The organism is Streptomyces sp. NPDC002784, assembly GCF_053592135.1.
This window is the reverse complement of record NZ_JBSFVD010000050.1, coordinates 1-16,996: the sequence shown is the minus strand read 5'-3', so window position 1 is coordinate 16,996 and position 16,996 is coordinate 1. Positions and strand designations below refer to the sequence as shown.

Below are 16,996 nucleotides of genomic sequence, written 5' to 3'. Positions count from 1 at the left end.
GCCCCGCTGGAGGCGGAGAACGCAGCCTTGCGGGAGAAGGTCCGCGAACTGGAGGAGGAACGCGAGATTCTGCGCCGAGCGGCGAAGTATTTCGCTGGGGAGACGCGCTGGTGAACCGCTTCCAGTTCGTCGCCGACCACCACCGCCGCTACGGCGTGAAGCGGCTGTGCAGCATCCTCGGCGTCGCCCGCTCGAGCTTCTACTACTGGCGCCGGACAGCTGCGGACCGGGCCGCCCGGCAGGCGGCCGACGCCCGCCTGGCCGCCCGGATACGGGCCGTGCACCAGGAATCGGACGGCACCTATGGAGCCCCGAGGATCACCGCCGAGCTCCGCGAGACCAGCGGTGAGGCGGTCAACCACAAGCGGGTCGCGAGGATCATGCGGGCCTCCGGGATCGAAGGGGTCCGGTTGCGCCGCCGACACCGCACCACCGTCCCCGACCCGGCCGCGGCCAAGGCCCCGGACCTGATCGGCCGCGACTTCACCGCGGACAAGCCGAACGCGAAGTACGTCGGCGACATCACCTACCTGCCCATCGACGGCGGGAAGTTCTGCTACCTGGCGACCGTCATCGACCTCGCATCGCGCCGTCTGGCCGGATGGGCGATCGCCGACCACATGCGCGCGGACCTGGTGACCGACGCCCTGGCCGCGGCGATCCGCACCCGCGGCAGCCTCGCCGGATCGATCATGCACACCGACCACGGAGCCCAGTACACGAGCAGGGCCTTCGCTGAAGCCTGCAGGTCAGCAGGGGTCCGGCGAAGCATGAGCGCGGTCGGGTCCAGCGCTGACAACGCACTCGCCGAGTCCTTCAACGCGACCTTCAAACGCGAAACCCTGCAAGGACGAAAGAGCTGGCCAACCGAGCGCGAGGCCCGCCTCGACGCCTTCAGATGGCTCCACCGCTACAACACCCGACGCCGACACTCCCGCCTCGGACAACGATCACCGATCGCCTTCGAGAACACCCTCCACCACACACCAACTACGCTGGCACCAGCCGCATAACCCGTGTTCAGGATTCGGGGTCAAGGCCCCCCTTCCGGCTAGTGCGAACCCTGACCACGGCCGACGTTCCCTGTGGCTGCCGGCTTCCGGCAGTCGACCGACTGCGCAGCTCTGTCTCTGCGCGGAGGCAGGAGCGCCGGACCGGATGGCGGTGGGTATGAACTGTGACTAAAAGGGGAACAAACGCTGGTAAAGCTGCCGATCGGGGGAGTGGGGAGTTCCGGATGGCCTGCTCCAGTTCCAGTTCCGGGTCCAGTGCGCGAGCGGAAGACTTGGGGATCGGGCGCCGCGGTTTCGTCCAGGACCATGGTCTTGACAGCTCCGAACGACGCGAAGCCGTTGATCACGCAATCACTCGAATACGCGAGCTGGGTCTGCGTACGGTCCGAATGGTCGTCGTTGACCAGCACGGCATCCCCCGGGCCAAGTTCCTGTCCGCACCGGCGGCTGAAGCTGCCCTCGCGCGGGGGCTGAATTTCTCCAGCGCCATCTACCAGATGGACACCGGCAACACCGTCTTCACCGGCGGATTTGGACAGGATGCCGATCTGGTCCTGCCGGGGATGACCGGTTTCCCCGACGTCGTCGCCGTGCCCGACCCCGCCACCTTCCGCGTCCTTCCCTGGGCCGACCGTACCGGGTGGATACTGTGTGACACCTATTTTCCCTCCGGCCTGCCCAATCCGCTGTGCGGCCGGGGTCTGTTCCGCCGGCAGTTGGACGTCCTCGCCCGGGACGGCCTGCGCTATGTCGCGGGTCTCGAGGTGGAGTTCGTGGTCGTACGGCGCGATGCCCAGCGTATTGCCCTGGATGATCTCGGCCACCCGCCGCCCCTGCCCCAGGTGTCCGCGACAGCCCACGGCTACCAGTTCCTCTCCGAGACGCGCCTCGACTTTGCGCACGCCGTACTGGGTCCTTTGCGGGATGCCCTGTGGGAGGTGGGACTGCCGCCTCGGACCATGGAGGACGAGTGGGGCCCGGGGCAGTTCGAGTTCACTTTCAGCCCCATGGAGGGCCTCACCGCCGCAGACGCGATGGTCGTTTTCCGCTCCACGGTCAAGCAGGTCTGCGCCCGGCACGGGTTTCTTGCCTCGTTCATGAGCACCCCGCACCTGCCGCACTCCTTTCCCTCCGGGTGGCACCTGCACTCCTCGCTCATGACCCGCGAGGGCGACAACGTCTTCGCAGACGAGCACCGCGTGCCCTCGCAAAAGGGCCTGCACTACATCGCCGGACAGCTCCGGCACGCAGCCGCGCTGACCGCGTTCGCCACCCCGACGGCCAACGGCTACGGGCGCTATCGTCCCTATTCCTTCGCGCCGTGGCGCATCGGCTGGTCGGTGGACAATCGGGGCTCCGCCATCCGCGTCGTCGGCGGCCCGAGAGACACCGGCACGCACATAGAGAACCGGCTGGGTGAGCCCTGCGCGAACCCCTACCTCTACATGGCCGCCGACCTCGCCGCCGGCCGGGACGGCATGGCCCGCAGCCTCCAGCCGCCGCCGGCGGAGACATCCGACCCCTACGCGGGTGGGGACCGGCTCCTGCCCGGCACCCTGGCCGAGGCCGTGTCCGCGCTGGAGAAGTCGGACTTCTACCGCAGCGAGTTCGGGGACCGGTTCGTCTCCTCCTACGTGAAAATGCGCCGTTGCGAGATCGCCCGGAGGCAGGAGGCGATCCGGGCGGCCGGCGCAGATGGTGCGGGAACCGCCGGTGACAAGGCCGCGGCGGAGGACTGGGAGATGAGGGAGTACTTCGAGTTCTTCTGAAACAAGGCCGGTCCAGGAGCCGGTCCTGGACGGGCGCGTCATCGGCTGGCCGCGACGCCGGACCAGAAACCGTCGAAAAGCCGCCGTGTCATGGCCCGTGAACGTTCGCCCTGCCAGTGCGCCTGAGCCGTCAAGGCTTCGGTGTCGACCCCCTGCTGCTCCAGCGCGTCACGGTTCATCGCCACCCGGCGCTCCAGTTCCTCCGGGGTCACCTCCGGATGGAACTGCACCGCCAGACAACGGCCGTGCGCGTACACCTGCGGGGCCATCGAGGTGCGGGCCAGCAGGGTGGCGCCTACGGGGACAGCCAGCAGGTCCTCGTGCCAGTCCAGCCACGGCCCCGTCGGCAGCGTTGCGCAGTCCGTGCTGTCAACCTCCACCCAGCCGATCTCCGGGCTCGGCGCCTCACGGGAAGGCGCTCCCAGCACCTGGCTCAGGACCTGCGCCCCGTAACAGATGGCGAGGACCGGAATCCCGCGCTCGATCGCGGTCTCGTAGACGCGATGTTCCTGCGTCCGGGCCTCTTGGGTCGACTCCTCCCGCACTGAGGACAGCGACCCCAGAGAGACCACCAAATCAACCCCCTGCAGGAGTTCCAGGACCGGCCACGGCCTGGACCGCGCACGGTGGCACATGCGCACCTCACCCAGGTCGTGGGCCTCGAAGCACTCAGTCAGGTATCCGAGAGCGTCCAGTTCCTCATCGGCGACAGCCAGGACCGGCACAGCACACCTCGCAGAGGGGAGAGAACAACCGGCGGAACAACCGGCGGCGGGCAGGGTCGGGGACCGCCCATGTCTGACGGCGGCACAGTGAGAGCTGGGGAGCCCTATAACCGGCTCCGGCACTGATACATACCCACCGGGCGCCGCTTTCAGCTCTGGGGAGCACCTCGGTCACGCGCTCGACGCCCCACCCGAACGGGAGACTGTCATGGCCAGGGCTGGCGCGGACGGAATCCCGGCGTGACCTGGGCGTCTTCTGCCCCAACTGGAGAGAACACGCCGGCGGGCGGCGGCATGCCTTGCGCGCCTCTGTACGGCGTAACCGGCGCGGCAAGCACCTACAGAGGTGCCGGCCGGGAAGAACGAAGCGGCAAGCCCGATCGCACTGGGACGGGGACACGCACGGCAGGACGGCGCGGTGCCGGATCGCCCTCGGCGGATGAGTGAAGGTCACCGTGGCGCCTGCCGGCCTCGCTCTGACCAGCACCCCATGAATCGCGCACCCGCCTGCCGCTTCATGGGAGGAGGTCACGGCGGCACGTCCCCACTTCCGCCGGCCCCTTGCTGGGAACGTCCCTCACGGGCAGGTCCTGAAGTGAGCGCCAGCCCCGTGATGCTGCAGTCTGGCCGGGTCGAACGATCGTGACGTGCCACCTCCGGGGCCTGGGCGAAGGGGCGCTCGGAATCGCGTGGCGGTGCGCCGTAGCGCATTTCCCTCGGACAGATGAGAGTCCCACGCGGGCGTGCTCCCTTGCACACAGTTACAACTCGTGCGCCCTGCGTGAGTATCTGGTGCGCGGGAAGTCGATGGATGAGACCGCGGTGAAGGGGACGTCGTCGGGGAATCCGCCATCGAAACCACCGCTCACCGACTCCACCGCTACGCGGACCAACCACCGCGACGACGAGCCGCTGCCCCGCGGCGGCTTGGTGCGGCGGCCTCCTCTCCGGCCGGCGCTTGGACAACGCGCCTGACCGCGCCACCTATAAGGAACCGCACACCCGGCTCGCGGTTGAGCACCACGATGTTTTCGGAGGAAATCAGAGCCATGTTGGTCGTCCAGAAATACGGAGGGTCCTCGCTCCAGGGCGCGGACCGCATCAGAGCGGTCGCCGAACACGTCCTCACCACCCGCCGCGCCGGCCATGACGTCGTCGTTGTCTGCTCGGCCATGGGCGACACCAGCGACGAACTGATCGGCCTGGCGCGGAAGGTCAGCAGCGACTGCCCCGCCCGGGAGATGGACATGCTGCTCACCTCTGGTGAAAGGATCTCCAACGCGCTGGTGGCCATGGCGGTCCACAACCTGGGCGGTACCGCCAGGTCGCTGTCGGGGGCACAGGCCGGAATCCACACCGACGGGCGCCACGGCTCGGCGCGCATCACGGCCGTCGATCCGGCCCGGGTGCGCGAGGTCCTCGATGAGGGTGCTGTTCCCTTCGTCAGCGGCTTCCAGGGAGTCTGCCCGGAGAGCGGAGACCTCACGACGTTGGGACGCGGCGGATCGGACGTCACCGCAGTGGCCCTGGCCGCCGCGATGCGCGCCGACATGTGCGAGATATACACAGACGTCGAAGGGGTGTTCACCGCCGATCCGCGCGTGGTCCCCCGCGCCCGCCGCCTGGAAGCCCTGAGCACCGTAGAGATGCTGGAGATGGCCGCTGCCGGGGCGAAAGTCCTGATGCCGCGCTGTGTGGAGTACGCCCACCGCCACGGCGTCGACGTTTATGTCCGCTCCTCGTTCACGGACCGTCCGGGAACGCTTGTATCGAATGCGCTGGAGGACGGTCCCATGGAAGGCTCTTGTGTCACGGGAGTGGCCCACCTCAGGTCGGTGGCGCAGATCACTGTCTGTGGGCTTCCGGCGGACGCCAGGGCGACGACCAGCTTGTTCGAAGTCCTCGCCGAGGCCGGAATCCCGATCGACATGGTGCAGAGCTCCGGTGCGCCGGCAGGCCGCACTCTGGAGTTCACCGTGCCGGCATCCGACGGGCCACGGGCCACGGGGCTGCTGAGGCAGCAGTGGGTGAACAGCGGCGACACCCACGTCGGCTGTGATCTCACCGTGAGCCAGATCGCACTCGTGGGAGCGGGGATCAGCGGCGGCGGCCGGACCGGTGTGGTCGCCCGCCTGTGCCGCACACTCACCGAAGCCGGCATCGACTTCGGGCCGATCGCAGCCTCCGAACTGCGCGTCGCACTCCTGTGCCCCGCAGACCGCCTCGACGAGGCGCTGCGAGCGCTCCACCGCGACTTCGGCCTGGACGCCGACACCGACGCGATCGTCGAAGCGGGGGCGAGCCGGTGAACGCCCCGACGGCCGGCGCCAAGCCCCCGGCCCTCAAGGTGGCTGTCCTGGGCTGCGGCTCGGTGGGCACCGAAGTGGTACGCCGGATGCACGCCGCCCGCGCGGAGCTGGCCGAACGCGTCGGCGCGCCCATGGAACTGGTGGGCATCGCGGTGCGCCACCCGAAGCAGGACAGGGGACTGGACGTCGATCCGGGCCTGTGGACCGACGACGCCCGGGCCTTGGTCGAACGCGGCGACGTCGACATCGTCATCGAACTGCTCGGCGGCCTGGAACCCGCCCGCTCCCTGACCGTCACAGCCATGGAGCGCGGGGCGTCCGTCGTGAGCGCCAACAAGGCGCTGCTGGCAGCACACGGCCCACAGCTCCACACGACGGCCGCACGCCACGGTGTGGACCTGCTCTACGAAGCGGCCGTGGCGGCAGCCGTCCCCGTCCTCGGCCCGCTGCGCGACTGCCTGTGCGGGGACCGCATCGACCGGATCACCGGCATCCTCAACGGCACCACCAACTACATTCTCGACCAGATGACCCGCACCGGCGGCGGCTACGGCGCAGCCCTGAGCGAGGCGATCGACCGCGGTTACGCCGAGGCCGACCCCTCGGCTGACGTCGAGGGAACGGACGCGGCGGCCAAGGCGATCATCCTCGCCTCACTCGCCTTCCACTCCTGGCCCGACCCCGCACAGGTCCACCGGGAGGGGATCACCGGCGTGACAGCGCAGGACATCGCAGACGCCCGGGCTTGCGGTCGCGTCGTGAAACTGGTGGCCATGCTGGAGCGGGCCGGCAAAGCACAGGGCAGTACACAGGTACGGGCCCGGGTTCGGCCGACCATGGTGGCCCGCCGACACCCTCTGGCAGGCGTCACAGGAGCCGACAACGCCGTATTGGTAGAAGCCCGCGCCTCCGGACCCCTGCTGTTCACAGGAGCAGGCGCGGGCGGCGTCCCCACCTCCGGCCCCGTCCTCGGCGACCTGGTGACCGCCGCCCGCCGACGGCTACAAGGCCGCCGCCCGAGCGGCCCCATCGCGCAGCGAACACCGCCCCGGCCGACCGGCACCCCCGCCGACCCAGGACTGCGAAGCCGCTACCACCTGCGGATACCGGTCCAAGACCCCACGGCAGAGGCCGAAGTGAGCGCGGTGCTGGCCCGAGCGAACATCGGTGTGACCTCCATACGCATGACCCCTGGCATCCAGGCACTGTTGATCCTGACCGCGAATACCGAAGAAACGACACTGCGGCAGACACTGGCCGAACTCGCAGCACTGCCCTCGGTCAGTGCCGCGCCCCGCTCCCTGCCGCTGCTTGACGCCCATGAGGACCAGCGACCTTCGCCCTCTGCCTCCCCCGGCCCCACCCCGATCTGAATCCCGGCCCGACGAATCGCGCCCTCCCTTGACACCCGCCCCGTCCGGAGCCGCAGACAGCACAAGTGCGCTGCGGACAGCGCGGTCACCCCGGGACCACAGCCCCAGCCTGTACAGGAGAGCGAAAACCACTCCCGCACAACGACGCCGCGCCGACCCACCGGGCATGACCAGCCGCCGCAATCGCTACACCCGCATCACGGCACCCTCCCCAGCAGGTTGCTGATCCAAAAAGTGACCTCCGCGGAGCCAAGGAAAGGCACTCATGAACACCCGTCACACCTTCGACGTCGCCTACATCACCTACGACGGGGACGATCCTGACCGCCTGGCCGTCTTGCAGGCACTCCAGGGTGAAGGACTCACCGCGAAAGCCGTCCGCTGGTCGGACGACGACGTCGACTGGGCGGACCACCGCGTCGCACTCCTGCGCAGCGCGTGGGACTACCCCGCCTACAGGGAAGACTTCCTGCAACGGATGCGCACCGCCGACCGAGAATGCCTCCTCATGAACCCGCTCGCCGTTCTGGAATGGAACACCGACAAGCAATACCTGCGGACACTCCAGGAGCAGGGCGTGCCGGTAGTCCCGACGAACTGGCTAACCGCCGACCCCGGCCTGACCGACATCGAGGCCGGCAGCGCCATCCCGGACGGACCCCAAGACGTGGTGGTCAAGCCTTCCATCGGCGCCGGCGGACGCCACTGCCTTCGTACCGGGGACCGCGCCCGCGCCCGCGCGTACGCAGCATCCCTCGCACGCCGCGGAGACCACGTCCTTATCCAGCCCTACATGGAGTCCGTCGAGGACGAGGGTGAGACCTCCCTCATGTACATCGGCGGCACCTTCAGCCATGCCATCCGCAGAAGTGGCTCCTACCTCGGCCCGGAAACCCAGGTGCCCGACCTGATGGTCCCCGGCGGAGACGACGTAGGCCCCATCCAGACCCACCAACCGTCGGATGACCAGCTCAAAGTGGCTGAGAGCGCACTCGCCGCCGTCCCAGGACATGCCGCGGACCTGGTCTACGCGCGCATCGACCTGATCCCCGACGCCACCGGAAGGCCCTGCGTGACCGAACTCGAACTGGCAGAACCATTCCTCTTCCTCAACCACTCCCCAAACGGCGCGCACTCACTCGCCCGCGTCGTATCCCGGGCACTCCGCGCCATGGCCTGACCGTCACAAGAAGCCAGCCTGCCGCCCGGGCACAGCAACTGGAAGGGCGGGAAGGCCGACCCTCTTCAGTGAACGCACCTTTCCCCCGACCAGTCCAGGATAATCGAAACGTTGCACAAAGCTATCGATCCCGGGACATCTGACGACACTGGAGCAAGATCAATGAGAAACCCGTCGGCATTCCCTCAAGGCGCCGCAGTTGTCGACTCGGGCGGCCTGTACCACATCGTCAACTGCCACACCGTAGAAGCCGCCACGCTGAACAGGCTGGCGCTGAACGGCACGCTGCGCCTCCTCACACCTATGGTGGCCTTCTCCGACTGCTGCGCCATGAGGAAGTGCTGGGACACCGAATGCGTTACCGACGAGGGAACCCGTGCGTTCGAGACGCTACGGGACTTCCACGCCAGCTGCGGCGTCGAGACAATTCAGCCTTCCGCCGAGTTCGCACTGACGGCAGGAAAGCTGTACGAGCACTGCATCGCCCAGCACATCATGGGATCCGAGGTACTGAGCTCCTGCCACGCGGCGCTACTGGCCGAACGCGAAGGCCTACCGCTCGTCTCCGTGAACGAGACGCGCTACTGCTATGTACCGATTTCCGGCATGGATTCCATGCGGGTCCACTTCGTCTGAACCAGTAGGAAACCCCACGTCGGACCACACCGGAATCCGCAACCGAATTCCTGAGGCCGTACCCGCCGGTGCGGTCTCAGCCCGAAGGGAGAGTACGCCGACAGGTGATCGTCTTGTTCCGCTCCCGCGGCGCCAGCAGCCCGGTCAGATACTCACGAAACCCCCGCCGCTGGGCCAGGCTGAAGAAGAGGCCGTCGAACCGAGCCGCGTAGTCCTCCAGCGGTCCCGGCGCGGGCGGACACGGACGGCGAGCAGTCATCTTCAGCCCCCAGCACGGCAGTTGGCCCCTATAACCGGCCTACGACCAACCCGACCCGTCGTCAATCCCCACCACCGGCCGGATTTAACGAACTACCGGTAGGGGAACGGAATACCGTCGAGCGCCTGATCAACAATCTGAAAGTTTGGCGGGTATCGCAACTCGATACGGTAAGACACCCGAGAGCTACCTCGCCGGGCTCCACCTCCGCGCCTCCATGATCTGGATCAACGACTTACTGAAGACGACTGATTGATCACAACATCACACAGGCCCCAGGATGCGCCGGGCGCAATACGGGAGGAATCGAGTGCTTCCTGCGCCACCCATAGCCACCGGTGACTGGGATACCCGTGGTTGCAGCCGACGGGACGCCCCCAGATCCCGTCGGCATGATCGGAAGAGCGAGTTATGCCCGAAGATCCTGACCTGGTGGCCCCGACCGTTGACGTCCGTAGCGCCTCCGGAGGAACCGGAAGCCCATCGGCGCAGGCAGCGCCCACACTCGGTGTCGAGGAGGAGTTCGTCCTGGCCGATGGTCGCACCCGCATGGCGGTGCGCAAGGCGTCAGGCGTCCTTGTCGCGACGAGGAGCCGGGTGGGGGCCGACCACGTGGCTGCCGAAATGGCGCAGGCGCAAGTGGAGAACGTGGGCGCCGTGTGCAGCACCGCAGAGGAACTGCATCGTGAGACGACGCGGCTGCGGTGCGCTGCCGCCTCCGCTGCCCGTGAACAGGGCTGTCTGCTCGTGGCCAGTGGCAGCCCCGTACTTGGCAATCCCGGGCCGTTGCCGATTCTCGACCAGCCCCGCTATCACCGGATCGCACGAAGATTCAAACAGCTGGTAACAGATCAGTGCGTCAATGCATGCCATGTGCATGTAGGCGTGCCGGACCCCGGCGAGGCCATCCGCACGGTCGGGCACCTGCGCCCCTGGATGCCGCTCCTGCTCGCGCTCACGGCCAACTCACCGTTCTGTAACGGCGTCGACACCGGATACGCCAGCTGGCGCTCGATGGTCTGGGACCGCTGGCCCTGTGCCGGCCCACCACCGCTGCTTCAATCGGCAGCCCAGTACGAGACCCTGGTCGACCAGCTCGTCAGCAGCGGGGCGGTTCTCGACCCGGCGATGCTCTACTGGCAGGTGCGGCCGTCTCGGCATGTGCCCACCGTCGAGGTCCGTATCGCGGACGTGCTGCCCCAAGCCGCCGACACGGTCGCCTACGCCCTGGCCGTACGCGGGCTCGTCGCCGACGCGCTCACCAGGGTGCGGGACGGAGCACCCACCCCGGACGTTCCCGACATGCTCCTCCGGGCCGCCTGTTGGCGTGCGGCTCGATACGGCGTGGACGACACCCTCGCCGGCACGCACAGAGATGGTTGTCCCACGCTCCCCGCCTTCGAACTGGTCGACGATCTCTGGGCGCGAGTGGAGCCGCACCTGGAGCGCTTCGGTGACGCCAGTGCGGTCAGCCACTGGTTCGACCGTATCCGGCGCTCGGGAAACGGTGCGACGCGTCAGCGACGCGTCGCCGAGCAGAACGCCGGCCGACTGGAGGCCGTGGTCGATTACTTGGCGGCGCCGACAGCCTGAGGCAGCGATCCTTTCCATTCACCTAGGAGACCCGACCCATGAGCAGTGACATCACCCTGTCCGGCCCCTCACTCGTCCCCACTCACATGTACTTCACCACCGGTGTCGGCCAGCACCCGTACGAACTGCAGGCTCACGACCTCATGTACATGGACGCCGGTCTCGGCAGGACGAACCGGGTGCTGGTATCCAGCCGCGTACCACCGCACTGCGCCCTCATCGACCGCGCACAGGGCGGCCGCCTGCTGCGCGACGGCCAGATCGTCTTCGCGATCCAGGCACTCGCGGAGACCAGTACACCAGGTACGAAGATCGGCTCCGCCGTGGGCGCGGTAGTCCCCGAGGACGGAAGCCTGGGCTGCGTAGCCGAAGTGCATGAAGCGGACGCCATTGGCAAGAACGCCGCTCAGGCGCGGCAGAAAGCCGTCCGGATGGCATTGGCCGCGATGGCCCTGGAGTGGGGTGACGCCGACTTCGACACGGATGCCATGTATAGCCCGGACAGAGACCATTACCTCATCTCCGGCAGGTCCGTCGCCGTCCACGCCGCCGCGGTGGAAGCCGTAGGCCCGGACAACGGGGACTACGTCAAGATCGTCACCTCCCTCGTATTCCTCTTCTAACCGCCACCCCGTTCACGCCCGCCGAGAGGACTCCCATGCCAGCACCTTCCGCCACGGACACCATCCTGCGTCCCGAGCGTCTGTGGGACGGTACGGCCGAACAACCGCTCGAAGGCGTCGAAGTCCTCGTCCGTAACGGCCGCATCTTTGAAGTCGGCCGCCGGCTGAGGCCGAGCGGTGCCGACGGTCTGGTGATCGAGTTGCCCGGCCACACCCTGCTCCCCGGGCTCATCGACTGCCACGTGCACGTCCTTGACGACTCCCTGGACACCGAGCCCGTCGGCTACCAGGTCGCCAGCGCCGTCCCCGTCCTCAAGGCCCTGCTCCTGAACGGTTTCACCACGATCCGAGACCTCGGCAGCGCCGACCAGCCCCTGAACGTGTCCCTGAAACGGGCGGTGGCCGATGGCCACCTGGCAGGGCCGCGCATGCTGGTCGCGCCCAACATCATCAGTGCCCACGGCGGCCACGGAGACAAGCAACCCACGCTCACCGAGCGCTACAACCAGGTGGTCGGCACCCTCGCGGACGGCGAGGAGAAGATCCTGCGCACCGTCCGTTCCCAACATCGCGATGGTGCGGACTGGATCAAATTCGCCGCCGGTGGCGGCTTCTCGTCCCCCAGCGACGCCGTCACCGACGTCAGCTACACACAGCGCGAGATGGAGCTGCTCGCCGCGGCAGCAGCCGACCGCGGGCTCCCCGTGGCCTGTCACGCCTTCACCGACGAGGCCGTACGCCGAGCTGTCCGGGCGGGCGTGCGCAGTATCGAGCACGCCTGTCTCACCGGGCCGGACACCCTTGCCCTGATCGCAGAGCACGACATCTTCCTGGTCCCCACGCATTATGCACAGCGGTACTACCTGGACCGTCTGGAAGACGATGCCTTCTGGCAGCAGCGCTCTCCGGCACTGCGGGACGCCTACGCCGAGCAGGCCGCAACACTGCGCGGGCATTTCCCGCTCGTCGCCGACAGCGGGGTGCGTATCGCCTTCGGCACGGACGCCGGCATGTTCCCCCATGCCGAGAACTGGCGGGAGTTCACCACCCTCGTCGACCACGGCCTCACTCCCCGTCACGCACTGCGTGCGGCCACAGCAGACGCAGCAGAGCTCTTGCAGCGACCCGACCTCGGCCGGATCGCGCCGGGACGAACCGCTGACCTCGTCGCCGTGCCCGGTGATCCACTGCGCGACATCGACCTCATGGGCCAAGTCGACTTCGTCATGCAGGACGGCCATGTCCGACTACATCCCGGTCGGACCGAGGACACGTACGAACCAGTCAAGGGACTGTAAGACGTTCGACTCTGTCCCGAAGAGAGAGTGTCTAGTCAACGGCCCTGTCTCACATTCGGTGGTGCCGGAGAGTTGTGAGGATCGTTGACCTTCATGTGGAGGACGTCAACGAGCTTGTGCAGATGGTGTTTTCGGGCCTGTTCCCGCTGGTCATCGGGGATGTGGCCGACGAAGGTGAGCGGATCGTGGTGCGGGCGCGAACCCCACAGGAGGCCGCGATCTGTCCGGTGTGCGGGGCGTCGACGGAGCGGGTGCACGGCTACCACTGGCGGACAGTCGCCGACGTGCCGGTGGACGACCGTCGGGTGGTGGTCCGTGCGCGGGTGCGGCGCCTGGTATGTCCCACGCGCGGCTGCCAACAGACCTTCCGCGAGCAGATACCCGGAGTGCTGGAGCGACATCAACGCCGCACCTCGCGTCTGACCAGGCAGGTCAAGGCCGTCGTCAAGGAGTTAGCGGGCCGGGCCCGGGCACGGCTGCTGGCGATACTCGCCGCGGGCCTCTCGCGTCACACGGCCCTGTGCACCTTGTTGCGCATCCCGTTACCCACCGGGGGGACGCCCCGCACGATCGGCGTCGACGACTTCGCGCTGCGCCGGCGCCACCGCTATGACACCGTGATCATCCGCGGGAGGCGGTGTGGAGTGAGCTGTCCCGGGTTTCGTAGAGTCCGGTGATCTTGCTTCAGGCAAACTGCGGGGTGGCTTCCTGTTGTCGCCACCACTCGCGTTCATACTCGGCGGGCGGTACGTAGTCGAGCGCGGAGTGGCGACGCTCCTCGTTGTACCAGGTGACCCATTGGAAGATCGCCCGCTCGACCTGGTCAACGTCCCGCCACGGTCCTTGCATCTCGATCAGCTCGGCCTTGATGGCGCCGTTCAGCGCCTCGGCCATCGCGTTGACGCTGATCGGAAAATCGTTGTTCGGGAGGGCAGGCGGCAGCATCCGGGCCGCTTGCGGACCGGATGTCGGTGGGACGGGTCGGTCAGGCTGATGTCGGGGTGAGGGCGACCTGATGGCCAAGGGCCTGGAGTTGGCGGACGAGATCACGTGTCCTGCGGGCGGGGTCGAGATGACGCCGGTGCCAGTCGGCGCCGAGTTCCTGGTAGGAGGCGCCCGGGTCGTTGATCAGGTGCCAGGCGATGACGAGTATCGAGCGGGCGACGGCGACCAGGGCCTTGGCATGGCCGCGGCGTTTGACGATGCGCCGGTAGCGGGCGCCGAGGAAGGTGTCGGTGCGGGCGGCGGCGTTGGCGGCCTCGCCGAGAGCTCCCTTGAGCCAGGGGTTGCCCTGCCCGGCCGGACCCGACGTGTTCTTCGCCCCGGACTGGATCGTCCGCGGACACAACTTGGCCCACGAGACGAGGTGTTCGGGGGTGGGGAAGCGACTCATGTCCGCACCGATCTCGGCGAGGATGATCTGTGCGGTGGCCGGTCCGATGCCGGGGACGGCGTCCAGCTTCTCGGCCAGGACGCGAGCGGTTACGGTGTCACCGGACGTATCGCCGCAGGGGCCGTCGTCCGGGGTGGTGATCTCATCCAGGGTGCGGGCGATCAGCCGGTCGAGTTCGCGGATCTGCGCGGTGAGATAGTCGACGGTGCCCAGCAGCACATCTAACAGCCGGGCGTGATGGTCCTCGAACTGGCCGGTGAGAGCCTCGATGAGAGCCGGCTTCTTCTTGACCAGGTTGCCCTTGGCGAGGTCGGCCAGGGTGCGCGGGTTGCGTTCTCCGGCGACCATCGCGTCGAGCATGGCCCGGCCTGACATGCCGAACAGATCGGAGACGACGCCGGACAGTTTGATCTGCGCGTCCTGCAGGGCCTTGTCGACGCGGTGCTTGTGCCGGATGCGCTCCTGGACGAACACGGTGCGGGTGCGGGTGAAGTCCCGCAACTGCCTCACCGGCTTCGGCGGGACGAACGAGGCACGGACCATGCCGCGTTCGGCGAGCTTGGCCAGCCAGACCGCATCCAGCTTGTCCGTCTTCGGGCGGCCGGGGACGTTCTTCACGTCACGCGCGTTCACCAGCCAGCAGTCCAGGCCGCGGGCCTCCAGCAGGTAGAAGAACGGACGCCAGCACGAGCCCGTCGCTTCCATGACCACCCGCTCGACACCCTGGCAGACCAGTGTGTCGCCGAGCTCGAGGATTGTGTTCGTGGTCGAGGCGACAGTCCAGACCTTCTGGAGGCGCCGGCCCTCGATGGTGTCGTGCGGAACGCGCAGGCAGATCATCCCGGACGCCTTGCCGATGTCGATCGACGCGACCCGGGCGACCGTTCCGTCGTCGTGGTCTTCTCTCAACTCCTCCATGACGTACCCCCTGTCGTACTGGTGCGGGCAGGGGCTGCCCGGGAAGCCAAAGGGGGTAACGGAGAAGCTGATCGGCGTGCTCAAGGCGACAGTGTGCGGCCCCCTCGGGCGGCTCCCTCACCAGACTCCTATGCGGGCTCACAGCCCAAACATCAAGCGGCGTCGGCGGACAGCCCCTGTACCGATTTTCACGCCTGCGGGGCGTCACCGCAGGTGAACGGTCGACTCCTCCTCCTATGAGGTCACGTCCGTCCGGCGGCAGCGCTTGCTGCGTGCCCGGCCGGACGGTCGACAGATCAACGCCAGGACACCCTCGGGGTCGGTCGTAAGCAAGAGTCAGACCCTCGCGGCCGGGACTACCCGATCCTTGCGGGATCCGGTACGTAGAGAATGACAGTCGTAGCTGTCCGCGACCGAGCCGACCGAGGCTGAAGCCCCGATCTCGGACAGCCTCTCGGTATACCGAATTGATACGTATTGCGCCCCGCGGTCGCTGTGGTGAATGAGGCCGGAGCCCTTCTTGATCCTCCGTCTCCACAGTGCCATCTCCAGTGCGCCCAAAGGGAGTTCGGTGCGCATGTGGTTCGCGACCTGTCAGCCGACGATCATCCGCGAGTACACGTCCAGGACGAACGCCACGTACGCCCAGCCGGACCAGGTGCGGACATACGTCATGTCCGCTACCCACAGCTGATCCGGCCGCGAGGCCGTGAAGTCGCGGTCGACCAGGTCCGACGGCCTGGGTGCCGACGGCTCCGGCACCGTGGTGCGGCGACGTTTCCCGCGGATCACGCCCTCCAGGCCCAGCTCACGCATCAGCCGCTCGACGGTGCAGCGTGCCACGAGAATGCCCTTGCGCCTGAGCGCGCGGGTGATCCGGCGAACACCATAGGTGCCGCCGGACTCAGCATGGATCTGTTCGATCAGCGGCATCAGCTACTCGTCGCGCAGTCGGCCGGCCGACTTCGGCCGCTTCTTGCGTGCGTAGTACGCCGACTCCGACAGCCCCAGCACCCGGCAGGCGAACCCGACCCCGAGACCCTTGTCCGTGAGGTGGTCGATCACCTGGTCGGCCTCGTCCAGGGACGGTCGAGTTCGGCCGCAAAAAATGCGCTCGCGGCTTTGAGGGTCTCATTCGCCCGCCTCAACTCCGCTACTTCTTTGCGGAGTTGCTTCAGCTCCTCGTGCTCGGCGATGGTCAGTCGGTCGTCGCGTTCGCCGGCGTCCGCCTCAACCTGGCGGACCCAGCCGCGCAGGGCTTCCTTGTGGATGCCCAGGTCCTTGGCGACATGCGCGATCGGCCGGCCGGTAGTGCGGACCTCGCGGACGGCCCGCTCGCGCAGCTCGCCCGGGTATCTACGTGGTGCTGGCACTGCTCGTGGTTCTCCTTCGGACCAGGATCACAAACCTGGCTTCAGGGACTCCACGAAACCGGGGTCAGCTCACCTGGTACAGGCCGCCACCCCCTTGGGTGACCTGATGGCGTGGCTGACCCCGCTGGTACCTCTCGCCCCGAGCCTGACGGTGGCGTCGGTCGCGCTCATGGGGTCCTGCCGGCCCTGGCGCATCCCCGCGGCGTGGTGGACCAGCCAGACGGCCGCGGCCGGCACGCCCGGGGCGCTGGCGACCACCCTGCGCTCACAGCGCAGCGCCGCCGGCCCGCTGGGGCAGAAGAACCTCGTCCTGCGGATGCTGCCCGAGCTTCCCATGCCGACGCTGGTGGTCTGGGGGCTCCAGGATCGATGTGCTTGAGACGCTGAAAAATGTCACGGAAGGGGACGATGGCCTGGTCGTAGAGGGTCTGCCGCGCCTTCTCGGGCGGATCGGGCTCGGTCCCGGGTGGGATGCGTTCGGCGATGATCTTCCGGGTGGTGGCCAGGTCTGCGCGTCGTGCTTCGGTCTCGGCC

15 protein-coding genes and 3 pseudogenes are annotated in these 16,996 nt (G+C 67.8%); 11 read left to right on the top strand and 7 right to left on the bottom strand.

The window, feature by feature from the left end:
- Nucleotides 1-1,013 (top strand): annotated as a pseudogene (locus ACWD1Z_RS35100) (IS3 family transposase); the annotation flags it as partial.
- A 389-nt stretch (nt 1,014-1,402) separates the two neighbouring features.
- Nucleotides 1,403-2,782, top strand: coding sequence for a glutamine synthetase family protein (locus ACWD1Z_RS35095; protein WP_451124593.1), 1,380 nt, complete (start codon nt 1,403-1,405; stop codon nt 2,780-2,782).
- Nucleotides 2,783-2,820: 38 nt separating this feature from the next.
- Here the strand turns inward: ACWD1Z_RS35095 and ACWD1Z_RS35090 are convergent, their stop codons facing one another.
- On the bottom strand, nt 2,821-3,507 hold the full coding sequence (locus tag ACWD1Z_RS35090) for a type 1 glutamine amidotransferase (protein ID WP_451124591.1): 687 nt from the start codon (nt 3,505-3,507) through the stop codon (nt 2,821-2,823).
- Between the two features lie 1,049 nt (nt 3,508-4,556).
- Between ACWD1Z_RS35090 and ACWD1Z_RS35085 the strand changes: the two genes are divergently transcribed.
- From ACWD1Z_RS35085 to ACWD1Z_RS35070, 4 genes are all read left to right on the top strand, one after another.
- Nucleotides 4,557-5,816 carry an aspartate kinase gene (locus tag ACWD1Z_RS35085; protein WP_451124589.1) on the top strand — a complete coding sequence of 420 codons (1,260 nt, stop codon included), beginning with the start codon at nt 4,557-4,559 and terminating at the stop codon, nt 5,814-5,816.
- A complete protein-coding gene (locus ACWD1Z_RS35080) occupies nt 5,813-7,189 on the top strand; it encodes a homoserine dehydrogenase (RefSeq protein WP_451124587.1) in 1,377 nt (458 codons plus the stop codon). Before ACWD1Z_RS35085 ends, ACWD1Z_RS35080 begins: the two co-directional genes overlap by 4 nt.
- A gap of 265 nt (nt 7,190-7,454) precedes the next feature.
- Nucleotides 7,455-8,369 (top strand): ATP-grasp domain-containing protein, encoded by a 915-nt coding sequence (locus ACWD1Z_RS35075; protein ID WP_451124585.1) that lies wholly within the window; start codon nt 7,455-7,457, stop codon nt 8,367-8,369.
- A 162-nt stretch (nt 8,370-8,531) separates the two neighbouring features.
- Complete coding sequence (locus tag ACWD1Z_RS35070; protein WP_451124583.1) at nt 8,532-9,005, top strand: hypothetical protein; 474 nt, start codon at nt 8,532-8,534, stop codon at nt 9,003-9,005.
- Between the two features lie 100 nt (nt 9,006-9,105).
- Here the strand turns inward: ACWD1Z_RS35070 and ACWD1Z_RS35065 are convergent.
- Nucleotides 9,106-9,264 (bottom strand): annotated as a pseudogene (locus ACWD1Z_RS35065) (IS701 family transposase); the annotation flags it as partial.
- A gap of 411 nt (nt 9,265-9,675) precedes the next feature.
- Between ACWD1Z_RS35065 and ACWD1Z_RS35060 the strand changes: the two are divergent.
- The 4 genes and pseudogenes from ACWD1Z_RS35060 to ACWD1Z_RS35045 form a co-directional block, all read left to right on the top strand.
- The gene (locus tag ACWD1Z_RS35060; protein ID WP_451124581.1) at nt 9,676-10,857 is read left to right on the top strand and encodes a carboxylate-amine ligase; all 1,182 of its coding nucleotides are present in this window, start codon (nt 9,676-9,678) and stop codon (nt 10,855-10,857) included.
- Nucleotides 10,858-10,895: 38 nt separating this feature from the next.
- On the top strand, nt 10,896-11,480 hold the full coding sequence (locus tag ACWD1Z_RS35055) for a pyruvoyl-dependent arginine decarboxylase (protein ID WP_451124579.1): 585 nt from the start codon (nt 10,896-10,898) through the stop codon (nt 11,478-11,480).
- A 35-nt stretch (nt 11,481-11,515) separates the two neighbouring features.
- Complete coding sequence (locus tag ACWD1Z_RS35050; RefSeq protein ID WP_451124577.1) at nt 11,516-12,778, top strand: amidohydrolase family protein; 1,263 nt, start codon at nt 11,516-11,518, stop codon at nt 12,776-12,778.
- Nucleotides 12,779-12,900: 122 nt separating this feature from the next.
- Nucleotides 12,901-13,404 (top strand): annotated as a pseudogene (locus tag ACWD1Z_RS35045) (transposase family protein); the annotation flags it as partial.
- A gap of 58 nt (nt 13,405-13,462) precedes the next feature.
- Here the strand turns inward: ACWD1Z_RS35045 and ACWD1Z_RS35040 are convergent.
- From ACWD1Z_RS35040 to ACWD1Z_RS35020, 5 genes are all read right to left on the bottom strand, one after another.
- Entirely contained in the window at nt 13,463-13,672 is a 210-nt protein-coding gene (locus ACWD1Z_RS35040; RefSeq protein ID WP_451124575.1) for an integrase core domain-containing protein, read from the bottom strand.
- Between the two features lie 91 nt (nt 13,673-13,763).
- Nucleotides 13,764-15,173 (bottom strand): IS110 family transposase, encoded by a 1,410-nt coding sequence (locus ACWD1Z_RS35035; protein WP_451124573.1) that lies wholly within the window; start codon nt 15,171-15,173, stop codon nt 13,764-13,766.
- 510 nt (nt 15,174-15,683) lie between these two features.
- The gene (locus tag ACWD1Z_RS35030) at nt 15,684-16,022 is read right to left on the bottom strand and encodes an IS3 family transposase (RefSeq protein ID WP_451124571.1); all 339 of its coding nucleotides are present in this window, start codon (nt 16,020-16,022) and stop codon (nt 15,684-15,686) included.
- A 3-nt stretch (nt 16,023-16,025) separates the two neighbouring features.
- The gene (locus ACWD1Z_RS35025) at nt 16,026-16,154 is read right to left on the bottom strand and encodes a hypothetical protein (protein WP_389421641.1); all 129 of its coding nucleotides are present in this window, start codon (nt 16,152-16,154) and stop codon (nt 16,026-16,028) included.
- Nucleotides 16,151-16,462: a transposase gene (locus ACWD1Z_RS35020; protein WP_451124569.1), complete on the bottom strand. Its 312-nt coding sequence runs from the start codon at nt 16,460-16,462 to the stop codon at nt 16,151-16,153. Before ACWD1Z_RS35020 ends, ACWD1Z_RS35025 begins: the two co-directional genes overlap by 4 nt.
- Nucleotides 16,463-16,568: 106 nt before the next feature.
- On the opposite strand from ACWD1Z_RS35020, the gene ACWD1Z_RS35015 reads away from it, so the two are divergent.
- Nucleotides 16,569-16,841: a hypothetical protein gene (locus ACWD1Z_RS35015; RefSeq protein WP_389421643.1), complete on the top strand. Its 273-nt coding sequence runs from the start codon at nt 16,569-16,571 to the stop codon at nt 16,839-16,841.
- Nucleotides 16,842-16,996: the final 155 nt, after the last annotated feature.

Bases quoted from the DNA above. Each gene is read 5' to 3' on its own strand.
- ACWD1Z_RS35095 (WP_451124593.1), top strand. From the start codon at position 1,403: ATGGTCGTCGTTGACCAGCACGGCATCCCCCGGGCCAAGTTCCTGTCC.
- ACWD1Z_RS35085 (WP_451124589.1), top strand. From the start codon at position 4,557: ATGTTGGTCGTCCAGAAATACGGAGGGTCCTCGCTCCAGGGCGCGGAC.
- ACWD1Z_RS35075 (WP_451124585.1), top strand. From the start codon at position 7,455: ATGAACACCCGTCACACCTTCGACGTCGCCTACATCACCTACGACGGG.
- ACWD1Z_RS35070 (WP_451124583.1), top strand. From the start codon at position 8,532: ATGAGAAACCCGTCGGCATTCCCTCAAGGCGCCGCAGTTGTCGACTCG.
- ACWD1Z_RS35060 (WP_451124581.1), top strand. From the start codon at position 9,676: ATGCCCGAAGATCCTGACCTGGTGGCCCCGACCGTTGACGTCCGTAGC.
- ACWD1Z_RS35055 (WP_451124579.1), top strand. From the start codon at position 10,896: ATGAGCAGTGACATCACCCTGTCCGGCCCCTCACTCGTCCCCACTCAC.
- ACWD1Z_RS35050 (WP_451124577.1), top strand. From the start codon at position 11,516: ATGCCAGCACCTTCCGCCACGGACACCATCCTGCGTCCCGAGCGTCTG.
- ACWD1Z_RS35040 (WP_451124575.1), bottom strand. From the start codon at position 13,672: ATGGCCGAGGCGCTGAACGGCGCCATCAAGGCCGAGCTGATCGAGATG.
- ACWD1Z_RS35030 (WP_451124571.1), bottom strand. From the start codon at position 16,022: ATGCCGCTGATCGAACAGATCCATGCTGAGTCCGGCGGCACCTATGGT.
- ACWD1Z_RS35015 (WP_389421643.1), top strand. From the start codon at position 16,569: ATGGCGTGGCTGACCCCGCTGGTACCTCTCGCCCCGAGCCTGACGGTG.